The organism is Streptomyces sp. NBC_01478 (genome assembly GCF_036227225.1).
In the GTDB taxonomy this organism is placed as follows: domain Bacteria; phylum Actinomycetota; class Actinomycetes; order Streptomycetales; family Streptomycetaceae; genus Streptomyces.
The window spans coordinates 1-20,621 of sequence record NZ_CP109444.1 but is presented as its reverse complement, the minus strand read 5'-3'; the positions used below and the strand labels follow the sequence as shown (position 1 = coordinate 20,621).

Genomic DNA, 20,621 nt, shown 5'->3' with positions numbered 1-20,621 from the left:
AGCGGGGTTTGCCGTAGTCGCGTTGCTTGGGGGCGGGCTGTGAATCTTGCGGGGGGCTTTTGGGATGGCAGCGGCTCCGCGCTGCTGGGGGCACTGTTGTCTGGTGTCCTCGCCGTCGGCACGTTTTACGCTACGAGATGGCATGAGAGGAAGTCCGCGCGCGAACAGCTAGCGTTCGGAGCTGCAGAGGACATCGCGGAGGGGCTGCTCCAACTCCATGCAGCCTTCAGGCCACAGCCATGGCAGCCGCCTCGCGGTGACTGGTCCACGCTGTGGCAGGCAGCGGACAAGTTCGGCGACATGTGCATTGTCCGGTTTTCCGCGTTATCGGAACCACCACTACGCCTGGCTGTAGCTGACACCTACAACTTGGTGTTCGAAGCGCTGGGGGTCATGCGAAAGCAGGCGTCCTCGGACCCGGGAGAAGTAGCTGCCGTCGATACCGATGGGATGATCGGGGAAATGCTCGACTACATCGAACTCGTGGTAGGCGCTCTGATCAACTGGCGTAGCGGATCGGAGGCAACAAGACTCGAAGTTCCCGACGTGAGTTGGCGGGGGCTCACCGATGAACCCCTGCCTCACTTCCACCATCGGGATGCGCGCGCGCCTCGCCGACGTTGAGCGCGCCCGCCGTGACGGTGATGGCAGTTGTGTAGCGGAGGCTGGTCTTGGCGCCGAGCGAACCTGACTCGAGGAGGCGGGCATCGCCAGCGCCCGCTAGAACTGCTGGCTCGCGATTTTGTTGAAGGTCGTCTGGTAGGCCTCTAGTGCAGCCCGGGCGCGGTCCTTGTCGCCGCCGAACAACCCACTGGTGAGAGGGCCCCATTGGGCACCTTGAGTCTCGTCCTCGTGCACGAGGTCGGCAACTGCGTTGCCGTGGCTCTCGGACCGCCAGGTCGACCGCCCGTACCAGTGGGAGCGGCTCCACGACGGCTTCTGCGGGTTTGCGGCCGCACGCACGTTCACCACGTCTTGGGCGAGCAACCCGAGCACCGCTTCGGCCCGGTCGAACTCCGCGCTGTACGCGTCATCGTCTGGCCACTGGTCCGAGAAGATCGGGCGAAGGACGTGATGCAGCCACTCGGCAACCGGCGTGTGGTACATGCCGTCCCTGCGTTCCGTGAAGTCCTTCAACGCCTCGTCCAAGTCCCTTCCCGTCGTGGTGGCGCGGGCGAGGGCATTGGCAACCAAGCTCGCGGAGCCGCCGAACGGCTTGTGCGGATCGGTTGCTTCGATGATGGGTGTCGGCTTCTGCTCGTACTTGTCCCTGACCGACGGGTCGACGACGAGTGACTTGAGGCTGGCCCAGTTGCCGCTCGATGCGCACGCGAGCGCGGCGGTCATGATGCCAACCATGCCCGGGAGGTGGCGGAGTTCGATGAGCGCCGCCTTCCCGCTCTCCGGTTTGGTCGCCGCCGCGACGAAGGAGCGAATGCCACTCGTCCACGGCGTCAACGATTCGGGCGTTCCCCAACGAGACGCCACCTGAAGCGACGCACAGAACGGCTCGGAGAGGGTCCAAAGGTCTTGTGCCTCCTCGGCGATACGAACGATCTGCTCCTCGTTCGTGCCGTCCAGCGGTCCGGTCAGCCGGCCCGTGTCTTTGAGGACTGCGAGCACACGCTGGACTTCCTGCGAGACCAGGTCGTCCAACTCAATGCGCCGTGAGGGTTCGAGGAGCATCTCCTTGGTGAGTCGCTTGAGAAGGTCCGCCCGGTCCGCGGAGGCTGCCTGCTCGACGGCGGCGAGGGCGGTAGCCGGGTCGGGCCTTTTCTCACCGAGCAGGCGACTGATCGTGGTGACGAGCCTGGCCGCGTGGGCCATGTGGTCCTTGCCGAACAGGTCCGAGTAGTTGAGGTCGCTCAGCACACGTCCTGCCCCCAGGTCCCAGTCGGGGACGTCGCCCGCGTCGAGTCTCACAGGGATCAGCCAGACGCGTCCGGGTGGCATCTGGCGGAACTCCTCGACGGCGAGGGCGAGTTCCTCGTTCATGTAGGACTTGTCCTTGGCCCGGGAGCTGTCCGAGAAGCAGGCCAGGAAGACGAGTGATCTGTCTCTGACCGCCGCCCGGATCTTGGCTCTCCAGGCATCGCCCGGCCCGAGGTCCTTGCGGTCGCGCCAGTACGGGATCTGGGCCGCCTCCAGGACAGCGCAGAGGCCGTCCACCTGATCCGAGTCCTCACGGACGTAGGAGATGAAGACGTGTTTGGCTACTTCGTCGTTCATGCGTCGGATGATAAGTCCCAGCTCTGACACTGATGAGTTGCGTGGGAGCAGGCTCAGCCGGCGACTGTTGCTGTGGGGCCAGCCCGGAAGTTGTGGAAGGCGGCCGCGATCGAGAAGGCGCGCCCGCACCTGGCAGGCCGCGGCCTGCGGGCCGGCAGGTCCGTATCCCGGCCCTCCCTGGGACAGGCATTGACCCGGCTGAGCCTGCGGGCCGGCCAGCCCTCGTACAGCGCCATCGAGCGGGCGACCGGCGCCGACGGGCACCGGGTGCCGCGTTCGACGGCCCACCTGTCCTGGGCGGGGACATCCTGCCCAGCCGTGAGCAGTTGGCCGCGCTCCTGAAAGCCTTCGACGTGCCCGCCGGCGAGTGGCAGGCGGTCCTCGACCGTATTGAGCACCACCTGCAGCCGCCAGAACTGCCCATGAGAGGGGGGTATACATGCGCGGATGGCGACCCGGTCGTGCAGGAGTACCTGGAACGCCGCGAGCGCGACGGGGAGATCAAGCGCCGCACCGGGCAGGTCCATCCGGACGAGACGTACGAGGACTACGAGGAACGGATGTGCGAGAGGGCGTATCGGCAGGCTGTGGACGACTGGCTGTACGAGGACTACGACGAACCCGAGGGTGACGACGAGCCGGAGGACGAGGCCCAGAAGCAAGCGCGGGCCGCTGAGCAGGCCGCCTTCCGAGCCCAGTTGAAGGTCTTGGTAGAGCGCGCCACCCCCACGGGGCAGGTTGCCCATGGAGCCTGACGGCTCCCGGACCACCTGTCTGCCGCCTTCCGCCCATTGCCAACCATCCTCCCGGGCAGGACCGGGCGGGATCACCCGCGACGCCAACCCTGGCGTTACATAATTCGCGCCAATGTTATGTACCGTCAGCTAGGATGGGTGGCAGCGTTACATTTTTGGCGGCATGGTCGTTCCGCATCCTGCTGGCGGCCGCTGCCGAGCCGACTGCCCGACCTTCCCCTCGCAACCCGCTTGCCGCTTCTGCTTTGGAGTCCCAGGGTGCCCTCCTCGCGTTCATCCCACACCGCCGGTGAGGCGTCTTCCGGCGCTGCCGTGCCGGACAACCCCGCCGAAGCCCTGACCGAGCCGTCCGACCAGGCTCCGCGCTGGGCGGGTAATCGGCCTCTGAGCTTCCCGACACCTCCCATCCCGTCCGCAGCGGCCAGGACAGCCTCCGAGGACGCCGGCCGCCGACACGGCGAGGACAGTCAACCCGAGTCAGTTGAGGGCTCGTTGGACGAGCCGGGAACAGCGGCCGCCCCTGACGCGGAAACACCCCACGTCCCGACGACGCTGCACGAGGCCCGCAGCAAGCTCCGGCAGATGATCGACGCAGCCATCCAGGGGGAACCCACACCCCTGACGCGCGGCCCGCACCATGCACTGCTCACCACCCCCGCCCACGCGACCGAACTGGGCTGGGACCTCACCCAAGCCACCACCCACAGTGTTGCGGACGCCCGCAAAAAGCTCGGGGATCTGATCCAGTACGGCGCCGAGGGCCATCCCCAGGTGCTGTGCCGCCACAAGACCCCCGTCGCCGTCCTGCTCCCCGCAGCCGCGGACGGCACCCCCACCCCGCCCGCACCTCAAGCCGAGCCCGCACCCGACACAGCAGCTCCGGCTGCAACAGCAGCCCCGGACTCCACCACACCACCCCCTGAGGGCCAGCAAGCAGTCCAGAACCCCCTTCCGACCGCAACAGCAGCCGAAGCAGAAGCCGTCAAAGACCTCGTACCCGCGCCGACAACTACCCCTGCCGAAGCGGCCACTACACCCACCACGCCCTCAGAACCCCTGCCGGAACCGGCCCCGGCAGCCCAAGACACGCCTGCACCCGCCCACACGCCGCCCGCCTCACCCGGCATCCCCCCAGCCACACCCACTGGCTCGCCAGCCGCTAACGCTCCAACCCCTGCCACCCCCACACCCGGCCCTCCGGCCCTCCGGCACCCGGTCACACCGACGGCCGCCCTCCCCGCAGCCTCCTCGGCCCCGCCCGAGCTGGGCCCGCCCCAGCCGGGCCCGCTGGCCCCTGTTCCGGCGACGCCCAGTACCGGCCACGAGACAGCCATCCCGGCCAGCGGCCCACCAGTCATCACTGCGCCGCGCACCCCGCGACGGCTGGCCGCACTCGCCCAGGCCCTGGACACCGTCCTTCCCGCCACCGTCCCCGCCGGTGAAACCCCCACCCCCACATCCTTGATGGGCCTCCCGACGGGCATCCGTACCCTGGACGACGCCCTCGGCGGCCTCCAGCCCGGCCGCTTCTATCTCGTCGCCGCCGCCCCAGGCGCCGGATCCAGCCTGATCGCCACCGCCGCCGCACGCACCAGCGCCCTCGACCAGCACCAACCCGTCCTGTATGCCGCATCCGGACTCACCCGAGCCGACATCGCCGCACGCATCGTCGCCGCGCACCTGCCTGTCGACTACCGCCGCCTGCGAGCCGGCCGCCTTACCCCCACCGAGCAGGACGACACCGCAGCCCTCCACCACCACCTCGCCTCAGCCCCGCTGTACATCGACGACGGCACCGACCTGACCACCGACGCGATCGCCGAAAGCGTCCCGGACCTGCCCGGCCTGGCCCTCGTCGTGGTCGATCGTCTGCAGACCACCGAAGACCCCCGAGTGCCGCTGTCCGGCCCGGTCCAGATCACTGACGCCGCCCAGGCCCTCGCTCATCTGGCCCGCACCCACGAGCTCCCCGTCCTCGCCGCCGTCGACACCGACGACCCCCAGCTGATCGCCGCGCTCAGCCTCGACATCACCATCATCCTGACCCGCGACGCCGACCAGATCCACGCCACCATCACCGAACGCGACCTCGGCCCGCAGGCCACCCTCACTCTCCACGCCGACCTTGCCCACGCCCGCATCACCGACCCGGCCACCCCCTACGCCAGCCCCACCACCCCAGCGCCGCCACCGGCCGCGAGCCTGCACACCCCCGCACAGCCCCCGCAGGTGCCACTCCCCGCCCCCACCAGCCCACCCCCGGACCCCACGCCCACCCAGCCCGCCCCGACAGCCCACACCGCCGCCGCCCGCAGGCCATCGCCCCGCCCCGCCACCGCCCCACCTCCGTCCGAGGGCGGCTACGCAAACCGGGACTACAGCTACTTCACCGGCATGATCACCCGCGCTGTCGACGAAGCCCTCCACGACCATGACGGTGACATCACCGCCGCAACCGAAGCCCTGGTGAAAAAGGCCGTACCGAACGCAATGGCCCTGTTCGAAGCAACCCGCGTCGGCGGAAATTACGAGCACACCGTCTATCCGGAAACCCTCGAATTCCTCCGAAAGAAAACCAAGGACGGCGCCGACGAAATCTGGGAAGGCCGCCACAACTGGACCAACACCCACCTCACGGACGCCCTGCAAAACGGCACTCACCCCCCGATCACCGTCAACGCCCTCGACACCAACGCCAGCTTCCTGTCCGCCTTCAAGACCCACCTGCCCATCGGCGCCCTCATCCACGACCCCCACGGTGGCTTCGACCCCAAACGCTCCGGCGTCTACCACCTCCCCACCCGCCCCACCTGGCACCACACCGACCTGCCCGACCCCATCGGCAACCGCCGCGAAGACGGCCCCGTCCTCCTCGACGACGCCACCATCCGCCTCCTCATCCGCTGCGCCCGCCTCGGCCTGTGCGAGGCCCCACACATCACCGAATGCTGGACCTCCGGCACCAGCGAAGGCCTCCTGGAAAAATTCCGCCGAGTCCTGACCGAGGCCCGCACAAACGCGATCAAGGCCGATGACATGGTGACCGTCGAATACATCAAATCCATGTACTCGAAATTCACCTCCACCATCGGAGAATCAAGCGTCAACCGCGACATCCGCCGACCCGACTGGATGCACATCATCCGCTCCCAGGCATTCGCTAACCTCTGGTATAAATCCCACCGGGCCCACGGCAACGGCCTGACCGTTGTCCGCGTCCGCGGCACCGACGAACTGCACGTTGCCGGCGACTGGCGCACGGTATTCACCGAAGGCCGCCTCACCACCCAGATGAAACAAAAAGACCAGTACCCCCTGCCGAGGAAGAGCGCCCGATAGATGTCGACCGACGGATGGAAGAATTTCGGCAACTACGGTGCAGACCGCGACCCGGGAAACGTCCACGGCAAAGTCGCCCTCGCCCGGGCACTCGAAGACGCCCTCGAACGCATGATCATCGACGGCGGAATCAAATCCCCAGTCGACACCCGCCGCGGCCTGAAAGCCCGCATGCGCTACCTCACCACCACCAAAGGCGGCCCCCAAGCCCTGGCCGACGCCGGCATCCACGCCGCCCCCGCCACGATCCGCGCCTGGACCCGCGGCACCCAGCGCCCACGCCCGGCCAACCTCGAAGCGATCGACACCGCCTACTGGAACCTAAGAGCCCACAACGTGCTCACCAACCCCGGCGCCCTCAAGCAACACCTCAACCGCAGCGGCCGCGGTACCCGCATCGAGATCCACCCCGTCAACCAGACCACCGTCGACGAGCCACGCCGCCGAGACAACCTGAGGATCCAGCACCGGCAGGTCCGCTACATCTGGGACGACGCCGTCGACGCCCTCGTCGCCAGCGACCTGAACACCCTGGAAGACCTCTGGGACGACGTCATCGCAGAACTCGACTCCGACTGGGGCGCCTACACCTACGTCTCCTACATCGGCATCGGAGCCTGACACGACCGTGATGGTCTGCGGGGGAGTGTCAGTTGGTCCTCGTCGTCTGAGCGTCAACGGCGCAGGTGCGTTGACCTGGTTGTTGACGCTGGAGGGTGATGCTCACTCGTTGCTGGCATGAGTGATGAAGGGCCATGTCATTTTCACGCCGACCACCACCATCAGCATGACCGTATGGTCCGGCCTGGTGCAGGAGCGCATCCCGGCCGACCGGCTGAGCCGGGCACTGTCGTACGCGACGCTCGGGCAGCTCGTTCCCGTGCCGTTCGGCTACCTCGCGGCGGGCCCGCTCTCCCGCATGGTCGGCGTCCGGACCACCCTCGCGGGCGGCGCCCTGGTGATCGTGGGCGCCGCCGTCGTGCCGCGGCTGGTCCGTCAGATCCGCGCCCTGGCCGGGGCCGGGCAGTCCGCGCACGAGCCGGTGGCCACGGAGGGGTCCGGGCTGCCGGCACGGGCGCCGAGGTAGAACGCACGGGCCACCTCGACCGCCCCGCCGAAGTCACGGAACGCGCGGTCGCGGGCCCCAGCGTCCAGCACCGGCCACCCCGCACACACGAGGACTCGACCTCCCACGCCCACCAGTTGACGCCGAGGCGGCCTGACACTCATCTCGGGGCGGACCGTACGTCGGGACCTGGTCGTAGGACACCCCCGTGACCGGATGAACTTGTTCCGGGTTCAGCCACACCCGGTACTCGCGCGGTTCGACCTTCTCCGTCACACCGTCCATGGCCCGCATGGGCAGGCCGACCCAGTACTTCCAGCTGCGGATGGTGCGACGCGCTGTGGGGGTGGACATCCTCCGCCATCACGCCGGCCGTTCGGGCCCGAGGTAGCGCACGGCCGGGAAGCGCTCGGCGATGCGCATCACCACGGTTGCGTGCCCGCGCGCGGCGAGGTCGCGCCGGGCCTCCTTCATGTTCAGGATCTTGTCCATGGTGTAGATCTCGGTGCAGGGACCGAGGTCGATCTGATGCTCGCCGAGGGTGAAGAGCATCCCCTCGTAGCCGGCGGTGACGCGGAACATCCCCGCGCGGATGTCCCCGAGTTGGATGAGGGCCTCGTTGCTGTCGACGCCCATGGACACCGTGTCGCCCCGCAGCACGATCTCTTCCCCGTCGAGCAGGGAGAGGATGTCCTTGACCTCACGCGCATCGTGCTTGGTGAAGTCATCGGGAACGGGGAAGAAACGCCCGGTCCTGCTCTGCAGCCGCGTCAGGTCGTCGAAGGCATCGGCCCACAGCTGGGCTTCTCCCGGCTGCCAGCCCTGAGGTGTCATGGTCGTGCTGATCGGTGCCCGCACCTGGCCGGCCGGCTGCCCGGCGAAGGCGAGTTCCATGAAGCGACCGGGCGTGGCCTGGCTGAGCAGCCGGAGCACGGGCACCATCGTCTGCGGCATCGCCGCCTCGGGCGGCTGGAAGGAGAACTTCAGCTGTGCGGAGAGCTCGCGGTGGGTGTAGCGCAGCCGTACCCGCATCAACCCCGTCATGTCACTGCCGTGGAGGGTCCCGCCGTCCCTACCGCTCACCCGGTGCGTGAAGGACACGGGCAGGGAGGCGAGCGGAACGCCCGAGGGCTGCTGGACGATGACCTGCGCTTGCAGTGGAGGCGTCACCTCCTGCTGGGGCGAGGTGATGCGCACACCGCCCACCGCGATCCGCTCCAGCCCCAGCCCGGCGGGGCCCGACAGGGCGGCTTCGGCGAGGTTGTCCGCGCTCAGCTCCACCTCGCCGCCGAAGCGCATGGTCTCCTCGAACCGCAGCCTTCGGCGGGCCTCCTGCGGGTCTCCGTCGGCGAAGCGGACCCGGCCGGTGAACCGGATGGTGCCCTGCCCGTCCGGGTCGGGCCCCCGCGGCGTCAGGTGCACGACCGTCCGACCGTCGGCGTCCAGGGAGGTATGCACCGCGTAGTGGGGGGAGATCTCCTGGACCCGCGCATGCAGTGCGCGGGCCCGTTCGACGTAGTCGGAGATCCCGCCGGCCAACGTGTCGCGTTCGGCACGCGCATCGGCGATGCACTCCAGGACGTAGCTCTCGGCCTCCTGCAGCGCGTAGCGCACCAGATCGGGATGGGCCGCCACCTTCTCGTCCAGCCAGCTGCGCCCCCGCCACCGCCGTACGAAGGGGAACTTGACGCGCAGGCGGTCGAACCACTGCTGCTCGGCGGGGGTCGCATCGATCGGTACGAGGAGATCCCAGTGGTCCGGCTGGTGACGAGCCGCCGACACCAGCGACCGCTCCACCTGCCTGCGGCGCACTGCGGTCATCCGGCCGGTGAACGACTTCGCCTCGTACACGATCAGTTCGCCGTCGTCGGTGTACTCGAACAGGTCCCGGCCGCCGTCCCCGCCCGTCCCGTCGACCGCCTGTGCCCGCTCCCGCAGGCGCATCACCAGCAGCGTCACCAGGGACTCCGACAGGCTGGGGTTCTCGGCCAGCTTCTCCCACGGAACTCTCACCACACGCCCACCCTACGAACCTCCTCTGACATTCCGCCCCGCCCAGCCGCCGAGTTCCCCGGCCCGCCACCGCCCTCCGGCCGCGGCGGGCCGGGCGAACGGTGCCGGGGCTGCCGACCGGTCACAGCTGTCCCTCATCGGGCCCGCCGGATACGTCCGCCGTACCTGCCTGTCGGCCGGTACGGTCCCGCCGTCATACACGGCGGCCCGTACCGGCCCAGGACCCCTCTGACGTCCGGGTGTTGATCAGGCGCGCAGAGATTCGGAGTAGGCGGCGAAGAACCGGTCGCCGGTGAGCTTGTGGTGCGTGAGCTGTTCGCGGACGGCCTGTTCGTCCGCCCAGCGGTCCGGGCTGCTCGCGAGCGCCGCCGCGTAGGCCGTCACGGCCTCCTTCAGCTTCTCGAACAGGGCCGGGGTGATGACACGCATGCCCGGCACCGCGGTCGCCTTGGCGTCGCGGACCCGGCTGGGGTGCAGCATGACCGCCACGGCCTCCACTTCGGCGTTGTGATCGTTGAGCCAGCGGACGCTGCCGCCGAGCTGGTCCATGTCCTTCTTCGCGATGGTGTCGGTGGTGCAGCCCGTCTTCAGCTCGACGACGGCCTGCCGCGCCGCCGAGAGCGCCCACAGGTTGTCCGGGCCGGTGCCGTACAGCTTCTCCGGACGTGTGCTGGCGAACCCGAGATGCAGCCCGAGCTGCTGCCAGGCCCGCTCGGCGTCGTCGGAACGCTCCTCCTCGCCCCACACCACGTCCTCGAACAGCGCCTGCACACCGAGCCTGAGGCCGACGCCGTCGCGGTAGCGGGCGGCCAGGAACTCGGCGGCGGCACGCGACTGCACCGCGGCCGCCTTGAGCTGGACGGGGGCGCCGCCGTTGACGGGCCGCAGGACGAACGGGTTGTCGTTCAGCGCGCCGGCCAGGGCCTGCTGGGCGGCCACAGGGTCGGTGAGGTGCAGGTAGGCGGCCTTCTGCTCCCGCAGCCAGCCGCGCAGCGCCATGTCGCCGTCGCCGAGGTCATTCACCGCCTTCTGCACCCGCTCGGCCGCGGCCGGGGCGCGTCCGGTGGCCGCGAGGTCGAACGCCTCGCGCAGCGCGACGGCTTCGTCCCGCACCGTCCCGTGCTCGGCGTAGCGCACCTCCGCCAGCGCCCGGCGGCTGCGCTCGCGCCACTGCGGCACCCGCCCCAGGCAGGCCCGCAACGCCTGCCTCACCGCGTCCAGCCCCTCGCCCTTGATCTGGCCGGCGATGTCCCGGCTCAGCTTCAGCTGCGCCTGGGTCGCCGGGGAGAACAGAGCCAGGTGGCGGGCGTCATGGATCGCCGTGGCGAGTTTCGCCCCCAGCAGCAGGACGGCGCAGTAGTCCTCGCCGTCGCGCACGCCGCGGCCCATGCCCTGCTCGATCCGCTGGACCTCGCGGGCCAGACGGACCGTGCTGTCGGCCAACGCGACAGCCTCGCGCCGCTCCACCCCGTCCAGGGGCCGCGGGATCTGATCGAGAATCAGCAGACGGCAGGCGTCGGCCGGGAGGTTGACGCCGTCGTACTTGTTGACCAGTACCACCAGGCCCACATGGCCGGCCTGGAGATCCTTCACGCCCGCTTCGAGGTCCCCGACCCGCCAGATGTGGTGGGCGTAGGGCCGCCAGTTCGCGGCGGCCCGGTCGCTGGGCACCAGCACGACCACGTTGACCGGCTCGGTCTCGGCGATGCCGTCGCCGTCCTGGTCCCCGTCGGCGAACTGGCGGGCCAGCACGCGGACGGCCTCGTCATCCAGGTTCGGGTTGAGCGCCACCGGGGCCAGGATCATCCGCTCACCGAGGTCGGCGGCGCTGCCCGGGGTGACGGGCTTCGTGACGAGGACCGGGTCGGCACCGAAGTCGGTGACCAGGGCGCTGTCGTCGGCGAGCGTCGCGGTCAGGTAGACCCGGCGGCGGGCGCGCACGAACGACGGGATGCGGTCAATCGGCGGGCACGAGGGCCTGATCTCGACCGCCGCCGACGTTGCCGTCGCGGTGGACAGGTGCAGCACCTCCGCGAGCAGCGGCCAGACGAACTCGAAGACCCGCTCCGTGCGGTGCGGGCGCAGGATCTTCAGCACCTCGTCGCGCTTGTCGGCCCACGCCCAGAACGGGATCGGCGCCAACGCGGTGGGGTCCTTGTCCTCCAGAGCCGACCAGGCGTTCGCCGACTGGTGGTGCAGGTCCTGCGCGAACAGCTGCAGCAGCTTGTCGTACGCCTCGTGCCCGGCGGGCACCCGCAGCCGGAACTGGTCCTCGGTCCGCGCCAGCGCGGCGTGCGCGTCGTCGACGACGACGACGCCCAGATCGAGCGGCTCCTTGCCGTCCCCGACGACACCGAAGGCCGACCTGCCGTTGAGCAGCTTCTGGTAGTTCGTCACCAGCACGGCCTGCGCGTTGAGGAACGCCTGCTCGTACGGATCGTCCGTGGTGGCGATGTTGAGCCTGGCGGCCTCCTCGCGGACCTGCTTGACGAGGTAGTTGTCCGGGGTCAGGTAGACGGCCTTGCCGATGCCCTCGTTCAGGGTGCTCTGCGCGATCAGCAGGCCGACGGCCGTCTTGCCCCCGCCGGTGTTCTGCTTGATCACCACATCGCGTTCACCGCGCCGCTCGAACCACTTGTCCAGCACCTCGCCCTGCTCATGCCGCAGGTACGGCCACGGCCGGCTGGCCAGCCCCGCGTAGATGTCCCGGGGCCGCAGCAGCGCCTCGCTGTCTCCCGTACCGATCCGATCCCAATCCAGCGCCACCGCGCCGTCCTCCTTCATCTGGCCAGGCGGCGTCCCGCCGCCTGCGCTCTTCCGATTTCTCAGGACCGCCGCACACCCGGCGACGGCCTCGCTCCGCACCGGCGTCCCCAGACCTTGGTGCGGCCCTGCCACGGGCCGGCTCCCACGCCCACCGGCGGGGTGCCTTCCCGGCTGCCTGGAAGCGGCGGCCGGGAAGGCAACCGTTCACGGACCGGGCCCGGTTTGTCAGGCCGGTGGCGCCGACCGGTCACCGGTGTCGTCCCCGGCAGGCCGGGGACGGACGATCCGCGACGCGGGCCGGGAGGTGACCCGGGCGAGCCACTGCTCCTGAGTGACCACGGGCCACGTACGCGGGCCCATGCGGCCGCGCAGCCCGATCAGGTCGGCGGCCCGGCCCTCGGCGGCCTCGACCGCCTTCGCAGGGCTGAACGGATCGGCCTCCACGACGAACACCCCCGCGTAGACGCGGGCGCGCTCGGGATGACGGAAGTGATCCCGCAGCCGGGCACCGACTCCGCCGTCGCGGTGCGCCTTGCCCAGCCACCGCAGCCGCCCGTCGGCGTCGACCGCCAGGTACAGCCCGGCCAGCACCTCGTCCAGCACCGCGACGCTCTCCTGACGGTGCCGCGGCACCAGGCTGTACGGGGCGGGCCAGGTGCCGCACCTCAGCGGGCCCAGCGCCGTCCACGCCTGCCGCAGCACCCGTATGTCCACCAGCGGTCCGGCGACCGGTTCCGCGCAGCAGTCGGCGTTCACAGCGACGTCACCGCCACGGTGGCCGAATCCAGCAGCTCGACGATCTGCGCGCACTGCTTCTTGATCTCGCGGATGTCCTTCACGTACAGCTTCTGCACCTCGGCGGGCTCCTCCTCGGTGCCGGCCTCCTCACGGGCGCGCACGGCGTCCTCGACGGTCGTCAGGAGCAGGCGGACCTGTTCGGCGGCGGTGGCGACGCTGTCCTTGCCGCTGTCCACCAGGAAGGTCAGTTCCGCGCGCAGGCGGGTCATGCGGGTGAGCGCGTCCTCCGGGATCTCCTCCTCGACCTCGACGGTCGTCGTGCCGCTCGCCTCGCCCTCGACGCCGGAAGTGTCGTCCGTGGGCGGCTGCGCGCGCTTGATCTTGCGGATCGAGGTCTTGGGGAACACGGTGTCGAACCACTGCTTGTCGGCGAGAACCCCCTCGCGCGGGTCGCCATGGGCGTCGGGCGCCCAGAAGGTGCCCGGCACCAGACTGTCCCCGGCCGTGGTGTCGGGAGCGCGCAGCGCCGCCTCGGCGAACGCGACCAGCAGCTCACGGGTCACCTCCTCCGAGGGTTTGGTGTAGGCGTCCACCAGCGCCTGGACCGCGTTGGACGGCGTACGCCGCACGCCCTTGCGGTCCTCGCTCTTCTCGGAGCCCTGGCCGGCGGTGACGAACGGCTCGGCCGCGTTGATCAGTCCCGGCACCAGGTGCCGCCGCACCAGGGTCTCCCAGGCCTCGGCGTCCCCCTGCCGGCAGGCCGTCAGCATCGAGGTGAGACTGCGCGCGTCCGGCCGCACCCCATACTGCACATCGCGGGCGCCGAACAGACCCCGGACGGCGAGCAGGGGGCCGCGGTGGACGAACTGCTGGGCGACCACGGCCGCCCACATCTCCGCGCGCCGCTCGGCCCTGGGCCCGTTCGACTGGCTCCACGGAGCCTCCTGCAGGGCGGTGCGCACCACGGGCCAGTACCGGCCGGTGGGCATGGCGGCGTGCGGTGCCAGGTCCTGCGGACGCGGCGGGACCGGCGGGAACACCATCACGGTGGCACAGCGGATCGCCACATCCCGCAGAGTCAGAGGGCTCACCTCGTCCCCCGGGGACAGCAGCACCGTGAGCTCGTCGAGCGCCCGGGCCCCGACCAGGGCGTCGGCGATCGCATCCTCGTCCAGCGCACCGGCCCCGATGCGGTTCTGGGCGACCTCCTTGGCGAGCAGCTCACCGAGCAGGCCCTTGGCCTGGTAGGCCTTGACCAGGGTCGACCACAGTCCCAGAGCACGGTCCATGTCGTCGTAGTCGAGCTGGCCGCGCAGGTGCTCGTGCACGTTCAGCTGGCGCAGCGACTCCTCCAGCCGCTCCGGCTTCCTGGCGCCGACCACGACACGGGCGGACACCTGCGCGATCCGAGCGGCGCGCTTCGGACGCCCCTCCGCGCCATGGTCGGAATCGGCGTACCCGTTGTTGAGGTTGGTGCTGATCCGGCGCAGCACCTCGCCGAGCCCCTGCACGACCAGCCGCCGGTTCTCCTCCTCCCCGGGCAGCCGCAGCAGATACTGCGGCACCCCGGTCAACAGCTGCTGCGCCGACACCCCGAAGACGTTCAGCCGGGCGTCGGCACGGTTGGCGCCCGTGACCTGACTGCCCCGCCAGATGTCCCGCCGGGTCCCGTTGCGGTCGACCACCGGGGTCCGCTGGAGCACGACCACCGTGGACTCCCGCTGGCCCTCCTGCACCAGGGACTCCGCCAGGTCGTAGGAACGCTGCCGAGCCCGCCGCTGCAGCATCTCCACGGCGTAGTGCTGCACCTCGACGGCGACCTCCGCGGAAACCTCCTGCGCGGAGAGCGCCGCGAGCGGCACCCCGTCCTCGACGACGGCCCGCACCACCGGCAGCGGACGCCGGCCGCCCAGGGCCTGCTCCACCGCCTTCAGCTCCCGCTGGGCATGGGCCAGTTCGCTCTCGGCGGTCTTCACCGCGTCCACCGCGGCGTCCTTCTCCGCCGGCGTCGCGGTCGCGGCCAGCCCCCGCTGTGCCGTCTTCGCACGCTCCAGCGCGAGGGACCCACCGGCCACCGCCCGCTGCCGGCCGACGAGTTCCTCCAGACGGGCCTGGTTGGCGGGCGAGGGGTGGAGCCAGTCGCTGCGCGTGCGGTCGTTGTTGACCCAGGGCAGCGTCGCCGCCCCGTGCAGGGCCACATTCAGCAGCAGCAGCGCCCCGTCGGTGTCGCGCTGCTCGACATGGAAGGCCGTCGGGCGCAGGAAGCGGCCGCCGTCGCGGCGGCGTTCGATGACACGCTTGGCCTCGCCCCGGCCGAGCGCCGGGGCGAGGCCCTCGATCACGGCCGGCCGGGGAGCGGGCGCGAAGCCCTCGGCCGCGCAGGTGTTGGCGATGGCCTCGTAGAGGTTCTCCGCCCACTCAGCGGTGGTCGGATAGGGGAAGGGCCCTTCAGGGGCCTTGCGGGAAGACATGAGAGACAAACGGTCCTTTTCCGGGAACCCTCATGGCCCCGGGTGCGACGAAACGCATCCGGCGGTCCTGCCGGGTGCCACACGCACCCCGAACCGCAGGCACTCCTGTCCAGGGAGCACCGGCGAGGGCCGCCGTCACCGTCACGCACACCGAGCGCGTACCGGCGAGGACCGTCTGCCCCTTCGAGTCCACCACCGGAGACGGCGCACGCCACCGGACAACTCCCCTCGAAAGCAGGGGGGCCTCCGCAGCGTGCAGCTCAACGCCCTCTCCGCCGGACGGCGGCACGGGGCTGGTAGGTCGTCAGGACCACTGACGTGCTCTGACAGAGTGCCAGGTCATCGACAAAATGGACAAGTTGTATGCATAACGCGCGTAGAATTACAAGATCACGCACATCGCGCCATCCATGCCGTACACCCCTCACCTCTCACCGTCCGCCTTGTACCCTCCGTCCGTACGGTCCGCGCCCGCACGAGCTCCTCGTCACTGGCCCGCTTCACCGGACCCACCACACCCGCGTGCCGCTCCAACAGGCCCCAGTCCACGGGCGGTCCCTCGCCACGCTCGGCCGCCCCCAGCATCTGCGCCCAGTCCTCGACCGTCAGGCCGTACATGCCGAGCGCGGCGTGATGGTCTGCGGGGGAGTGTCAGTTGGTCCTCGTCGTCTGAGTGTCAATGGCACAGGTGCGTTGACCTGGTTGTTGACGCTGGAGGGTGATGCTCACTCGTTGCTGGCATGAGTGATGAAGGGCCATGTCATTTTCACGCCGGCCACCACTCCGCGCCCCAGATGAGGCGCGGCGGGGACGGAGGACCGCTATTCCTTCGTCGGTAGTTTTGCCGTGACCACACGGTCCGCGTCGACGAAGGGGTTGGTGCTGACATCGAGGCCGAAGAGCGAGTAGATGCGGCTCAGCGCCTCGTACGCGTCGCGTTCCGGGTTGCCCACGGCCTGCCAGCTGTGGTTCCAGGTGTCGCTTGTGGCAGGCTGCGGAGCGCCTCGGAGGGGGAAGGACGGGTCGTTGCCGGGGGCCAGCGTACGGGCCGGTGGGCGGGTGAAGTCCGAGGCGACGATCCGGTGCGTCCAGGTGCTGTCGACCAGGGGAAGGACGTGCCGGTCGACCAGCCGGAAGTACTCCAGCGTGATCTCGGTCAGCACGAACACGCTGATCCTGCTGGGCTGGGGGACTCCGGGCTCCATCGCCCAGCCCAGCATGTTCTCGTTCGCGGCTGCGGCCCCGGTGACCGCCCCGTCCGACTCGATCTGCAGCCCACGGCGGGAACCGTCGGCCAGCAGGAGACCGCCAGCACGAGGTTCCGGCCGGTTGTGTTCCGAAGCCCAGTTGAAGGCGTAGGCCTCACGGAGCGTGTCCTGGTTGCCCAGGATGTCTCGGAGGCCGCCGTCGGCGTACATGCCGGAGACGAGTCCGCGCGGATGGTCGGGGACGCTCTGGAAGAAGAGCACCGGCGTCTCCTCCATGCCCGCGGCGGTACGCAAGGTCTCCCGGACCCTTGCCCGGTCCGCAGCCGGCGTGGGCGCGACGGCGGGCCCACGCCGCGTGTGCAGGCCGTCGTTCAGGAGCCGGTAGACCTCATCCGGCGAGAGGTAGGCGGTGGTGTCGCCGTTGCGGATCGGGATGGTCCAGCTGTTCTTGATGAACTGGCCGTTGTCGGTGATGCCCCGGTTGACCATCGCCCACCGGTCGGCCTCTGGGAGCGCCGGTACCTCGATCACGAAATAGTGCCCGGACACGTCCGAGTCCTCGGCCGGGTGGTCGAACCAAAAGAACTCCACCTTGAGCAGCGGGCGTACGTACTCCGTGATGACGTCCTTGTACTTCGTGCTGTCGACCACCTTCTTGTCGAAGGGCGTGGCCTTCTCCGCGACCTCGTGGAGCTCGGTCTGCTTCTTCTTGGCCTTGAAGCCGCACACGATCAGACCGCCGCTGGCGTTCGCGAACGCGGCGACGTCCTTGGCGAGCTCGAACTTGCCCTTGTCGGTGCTCAGGTCGTACGGCCCTGCGGGCGGGACGCTCTTGAAGTCGACCCACTCGCTCTCTGGCGTGCCCAGGATCTCGTGCGGCCGCTGTGCGGCGAGAGAGGAGACGAGCTGAACCATGCTGTCGACGGCCATGCCGCCGGAGCCTACGCGCACGAGTGCCTCGCCCGCGCGGGGTGCTGCGGCGTGCCGAACTGAGCCGTCTCGTGTTGCGCACCGGTGACCGAACTCGGCTCTCGCCCCTTGTAGTTGGCCCCGTACGACGGCGCGCGTGCAGTGACCGTCGTACAGGGGGAGCCGCTGGTGGCCCCGGCCTCAGGACCGGGACCACCAGGTCGGCGGATGTGGGATCAGCGGGTGCGCCGGGTCAGCGCTGCTGGATCCACCAGATGATCCACCCGGTCCCGCTCGCGCCCACGGCGCCGGCGGAGCCGCGGAGGATGCCGTAGCCCGCCGTACGCGCGAGGGCGCGCAGGCGACGGCGGCGGCCGCCGTCCAGCATCTGCCGCACCCGGTCCCGGGTCCTGGACCAGATGCGGCGCGGCGTGCCCTTGCGCAGGTGGTGCCGGGTCGACGCCAGCCGGTCGGTGCCCTTAGGCTCGTTGGACATGCTGATGGTGCCTCCTTGGGGAGTGACTGTCGGTTTCTTCACTGGGCGGCTCCCTGCTCCAACAGGGGGCCGTCGCCCGTTTGCGGGGCGGCGGCCTGCGCCGCGCCCGACCCGGGTGTGCCGGGCCGGGAGTCGTGAGGCCGGGGGCCGCAGCTCCCCGGCGGTGTTCATCGCGGCGGCAGGGCCGCGGCGAGCACGGGGACGGTGGGGGCGATCCGCAGCGCGGTCGCGGCGGCACCCTGGGGGGTCCAGGCGGTCTCCGCGGTCTCCCGGTCCTTCTTGTTGATGTTCAGGTCGAACGGCGCGGCGAGTGCCCACCGGACCCGGGTGCTCTGGCCGAAGACGGAGGAGCCGTCCAGGAACTGCTCGGAGACGAACTCGTACAGCAGGTCCTTCGCCTTCAGCTCCGCGATGCCGCGGCTGACGGTCGACGGGGAGACGCCGTACCAGGCCGCGAACTCCCGGTCCTTGCGCATGACGATGGAGGAGGGGTTGCGCATGGCCATGAAGATGAACAGCATCGCCTTCGCCGGCATCGACAGCGACTTGTAGTAGTGCTGCTCCCAGTACGCGAAGGGCACCCGGAAATAGGTGTCCTTGCGCGTTCCCTGGTCACTGCCCGACGGCAGCGAGTACGGGGCCCCAGAGCCGTCCTCCAGCAGCTTGGTGATCCGGGTCATCCGGCCGTCCGGGGCGGTGCTGATCAGCTTCAGGGCCTTCAGCTTCGACAGGTGCCGGGAGACCGCGGCGCTCGCCGCGCCGTTGGTGGCGAAGGAGATCCCCGTCGCGCGCCCCCAGGTCTCCGACCGCGCAGTCACGCCCCAGTCGACCTTGGCCGTGACGCAGTGGATCAAGAGGAAGAGCTCCAGCCGCTCGGGGCTGCGCAGCAGCTGGGGAAACAGGCCGGGCCGCGTGACCAGGCGGAGGCCGGGTTCGGCATCCTGGACGAACGCACGCCGGATCGGGACGGCACGGCCGGAGCGCTTGGACTTGTCCAGCAGCATCCGTATCGTGGCGTCCCGGCTCACGGCCTTCTGCCGCTGGAGCACGGTGAGATCGTTGTTCACGCCCCCTATGGTGCCCCTGCGGTCGGACGGATCGGGTGCCGATATCCGGGGCGGGCGGGCCGTCCGCCTCCCTCTCAGACCGGGTTATCGGAGAACCCGTAAACACGATGACGCCACCTGGAAGCCACTCTTACCCCGAACACCCTGGCGGGCCGCCATACAGCGGTCATAAACGTTAACGCTTCAGACGATGATCTTTGTCGCCCCAGGTTCCGTCACTTGACTATCTGGTCTTCTGACTCCGTGCTCGGCAGACGACGGGGCAGCAGCGGGCGGCACACCTCCTGGACGTTCTGGCGGCGTCGACGGCGGAGGCTCCAGGCGACCTCGCCTGGAGCCTCCGCGCACTACCCCGTGAAGGGCAGATCGTTCGGGCCCGGCTGCCAGGGCTGCTCCTGCTCTGTCCGCTGCGTTCCAGCGCTTCGACGGCGTCGACGGGCCGGTGCGCCTGGTTGCGTCAGAGGAGGCCTACCCGAGGGACGGCACCGTTGCGCCGCTTTCGGAAAGCCCGGCACAGACCACGGTGGACCTTGGTGCCATCGTCACCGACAGGCGGGAGGCCGTGGTCGCGGCCTACGCCCTCGTCGCAGATCTGTTGGCCGACATGGGAGCGCACCAGCCTTACGTCCTGACCCCTGATGGAGACATCCAGATCGCCCGGCTCAACGCCGACTACCGCCAACAGCTCACCGGTTGGGACGCAGGGCGATAGCCGCCGGCCGGGCCACAGTACGAGACCCCGGGCCTCGACAGGCCGGGGTCCGGTGGGGGAGAGGCCGGCGGCTGGTCGGCTGCGGGCCGGGACAGAAGCCGTCGGCAGCCTGATGCTGTCCTCCGGGCGCTGAGCCCCGCCAAGGGGTGAGGCGGGAAACTCCCGCTGGACGGAGGTACGACCATGATCGCTGTGATGGTCTGTGGGGAAGTGTCAGTTGGTCCTCGTCGTCTGAGCGTCAATGGCGTAGGTGCGTTGACCTGATTGTTGACGCTGGCGGGTGGTGCTCACTCTTTTCTGGAAACTAAAGAAAACCGAGCACAAGAATGAAAAGGGGAGCCTCAAATCAGGTCCCGGTATTTGCGGGCTTCATGAAACAACGATTCAACCCCCTTTTGATAACACCATCCAGAGAGAATCAATACAGAATACCCAACACTCCAAAAGAAAACAGACAATGCGATGAGTGAATTCCCGGAGAGGTTTCTTGTCGCTACTTTAAGCATAGGGTGTTCACTAGAGGTCCAGACCACTACTATAAATACGGAGAGTAGTCGTTACGTAAATTATGTACCGCCCAGAGAGCGTACGTAGCGGGTACATATTAGGTGAGGGAAGGGGTGCCCGGAGGGCGCTTCAACACCAAGACCCAGCTTCACCTCGCGAGCAGTCGAGCACAATAAGAGATGTACTAGCAGGTCAGAGACGTATCAGATCAGAGACGTATCAGAGCTTTCAAAGCGAATGATGCAGCCACTTAAATTATGTAACGGCTAGCGAGGTCCGGCGCCTTGCCCTCTAGCCAGCTTGTGACGTCGCGGAGCGCGCGTTACAAACCGTCGCGGAGCGGCG

At 69.3% G+C, this 20,621-nt stretch carries 15 protein-coding genes; 7 read left to right on the top strand and 8 right to left on the bottom strand.

Features of this window, described 5'->3' with window-relative positions:
- Positions 1 to 96: 96 nt before the first annotated feature.
- Positions 97 to 624 (top strand): hypothetical protein, encoded by a 528-nt coding sequence (locus OG223_RS00075; RefSeq protein WP_329240492.1) that lies wholly within the window; start codon positions 97 to 99, stop codon positions 622 to 624.
- 96 nt (positions 625 to 720) lie between these two features.
- Here the strand turns inward: OG223_RS00075 and OG223_RS00070 are convergent, their stop codons facing one another.
- Complete coding sequence (locus OG223_RS00070; RefSeq protein ID WP_329240489.1) at positions 721 to 2,229, bottom strand: toll/interleukin-1 receptor domain-containing protein; 1,509 nt, start codon at positions 2,227 to 2,229, stop codon at positions 721 to 723.
- A gap of 72 nt (positions 2,230 to 2,301) precedes the next feature.
- Here OG223_RS00070 and OG223_RS00065 point away from each other — a divergent pair, with 72 nt between their 5' ends.
- The 5 genes from OG223_RS00065 (at position 2,302) to OG223_RS00045 (ending at position 7,410) form a co-directional block, all read left to right on the top strand.
- A complete protein-coding gene (locus OG223_RS00065; RefSeq protein WP_329240487.1) occupies positions 2,302 to 2,571 on the top strand; it encodes a hypothetical protein in 270 nt (89 codons plus the stop codon).
- Positions 2,556 to 2,984, top strand: a complete 429-nt coding sequence (locus OG223_RS00060; RefSeq protein WP_329240484.1) for a hypothetical protein — start codon at positions 2,556 to 2,558, stop codon at positions 2,982 to 2,984. Before OG223_RS00065 ends, OG223_RS00060 begins: the two co-directional genes overlap by 16 nt.
- A gap of 1,464 nt (positions 2,985 to 4,448) precedes the next feature.
- Positions 4,449 to 6,323, top strand: a complete 1,875-nt coding sequence (locus OG223_RS00055) for a DnaB-like helicase C-terminal domain-containing protein (protein WP_329240481.1) — start codon at positions 4,449 to 4,451, stop codon at positions 6,321 to 6,323.
- Positions 6,324 to 6,944, top strand: a complete 621-nt coding sequence (locus tag OG223_RS00050; RefSeq protein ID WP_329240479.1) for a hypothetical protein — start codon at positions 6,324 to 6,326, stop codon at positions 6,942 to 6,944.
- 166 nt (positions 6,945 to 7,110) lie between these two features.
- The gene (locus OG223_RS00045; protein ID WP_329240476.1) at positions 7,111 to 7,410 is read left to right on the top strand and encodes a hypothetical protein; all 300 of its coding nucleotides are present in this window, start codon (positions 7,111 to 7,113) and stop codon (positions 7,408 to 7,410) included.
- 342 nt (positions 7,411 to 7,752) lie between these two features.
- Here OG223_RS00045 and OG223_RS00040 read toward each other — a convergent pair whose 3' ends face one another.
- From OG223_RS00040 to OG223_RS00010, 7 genes are all read right to left on the bottom strand, one after another.
- On the bottom strand, positions 7,753 to 9,405 hold the full coding sequence (locus tag OG223_RS00040; RefSeq protein WP_329240473.1) for a hypothetical protein: 1,653 nt from the start codon (positions 9,403 to 9,405) through the stop codon (positions 7,753 to 7,755).
- A 243-nt stretch (positions 9,406 to 9,648) separates the two neighbouring features.
- Entirely contained in the window at positions 9,649 to 12,168 is a 2,520-nt protein-coding gene (locus OG223_RS00035) for a DEAD/DEAH box helicase family protein (RefSeq protein WP_329240470.1), read from the bottom strand.
- Positions 12,169 to 12,393: 225 nt separating this feature from the next.
- Positions 12,394 to 12,924, bottom strand: a complete 531-nt coding sequence (locus tag OG223_RS00030; protein ID WP_329240467.1) for a hypothetical protein — start codon at positions 12,922 to 12,924, stop codon at positions 12,394 to 12,396.
- Positions 12,921 to 15,377: a hypothetical protein gene (locus OG223_RS00025; protein WP_329240464.1), complete on the bottom strand. Its 2,457-nt coding sequence runs from the start codon at positions 15,375 to 15,377 to the stop codon at positions 12,921 to 12,923. The genes OG223_RS00030 and OG223_RS00025 overlap by 4 nt, the downstream gene beginning before the upstream one ends.
- 821 nt (positions 15,378 to 16,198) lie before the next feature.
- A complete protein-coding gene (locus OG223_RS00020) occupies positions 16,199 to 17,515 on the bottom strand; it encodes an AlbA family DNA-binding domain-containing protein (RefSeq protein ID WP_329240463.1) in 1,317 nt (438 codons plus the stop codon).
- A gap of 232 nt (positions 17,516 to 17,747) precedes the next feature.
- Entirely contained in the window at positions 17,748 to 17,990 is a 243-nt protein-coding gene (locus OG223_RS00015) for a hypothetical protein (protein WP_329240460.1), read from the bottom strand.
- A gap of 167 nt (positions 17,991 to 18,157) precedes the next feature.
- Positions 18,158 to 19,057: a hypothetical protein gene (locus OG223_RS00010; RefSeq protein WP_329240457.1), complete on the bottom strand. Its 900-nt coding sequence runs from the start codon at positions 19,055 to 19,057 to the stop codon at positions 18,158 to 18,160.
- Positions 19,058 to 19,580: 523 nt separating this feature from the next.
- On the opposite strand from OG223_RS00010, the gene OG223_RS00005 reads away from it, so the two are divergent.
- A complete protein-coding gene (locus tag OG223_RS00005) occupies positions 19,581 to 19,769 on the top strand; it encodes a hypothetical protein (RefSeq protein WP_329240454.1) in 189 nt (62 codons plus the stop codon).
- Positions 19,770 to 20,621 lie beyond the last annotated feature (852 nt).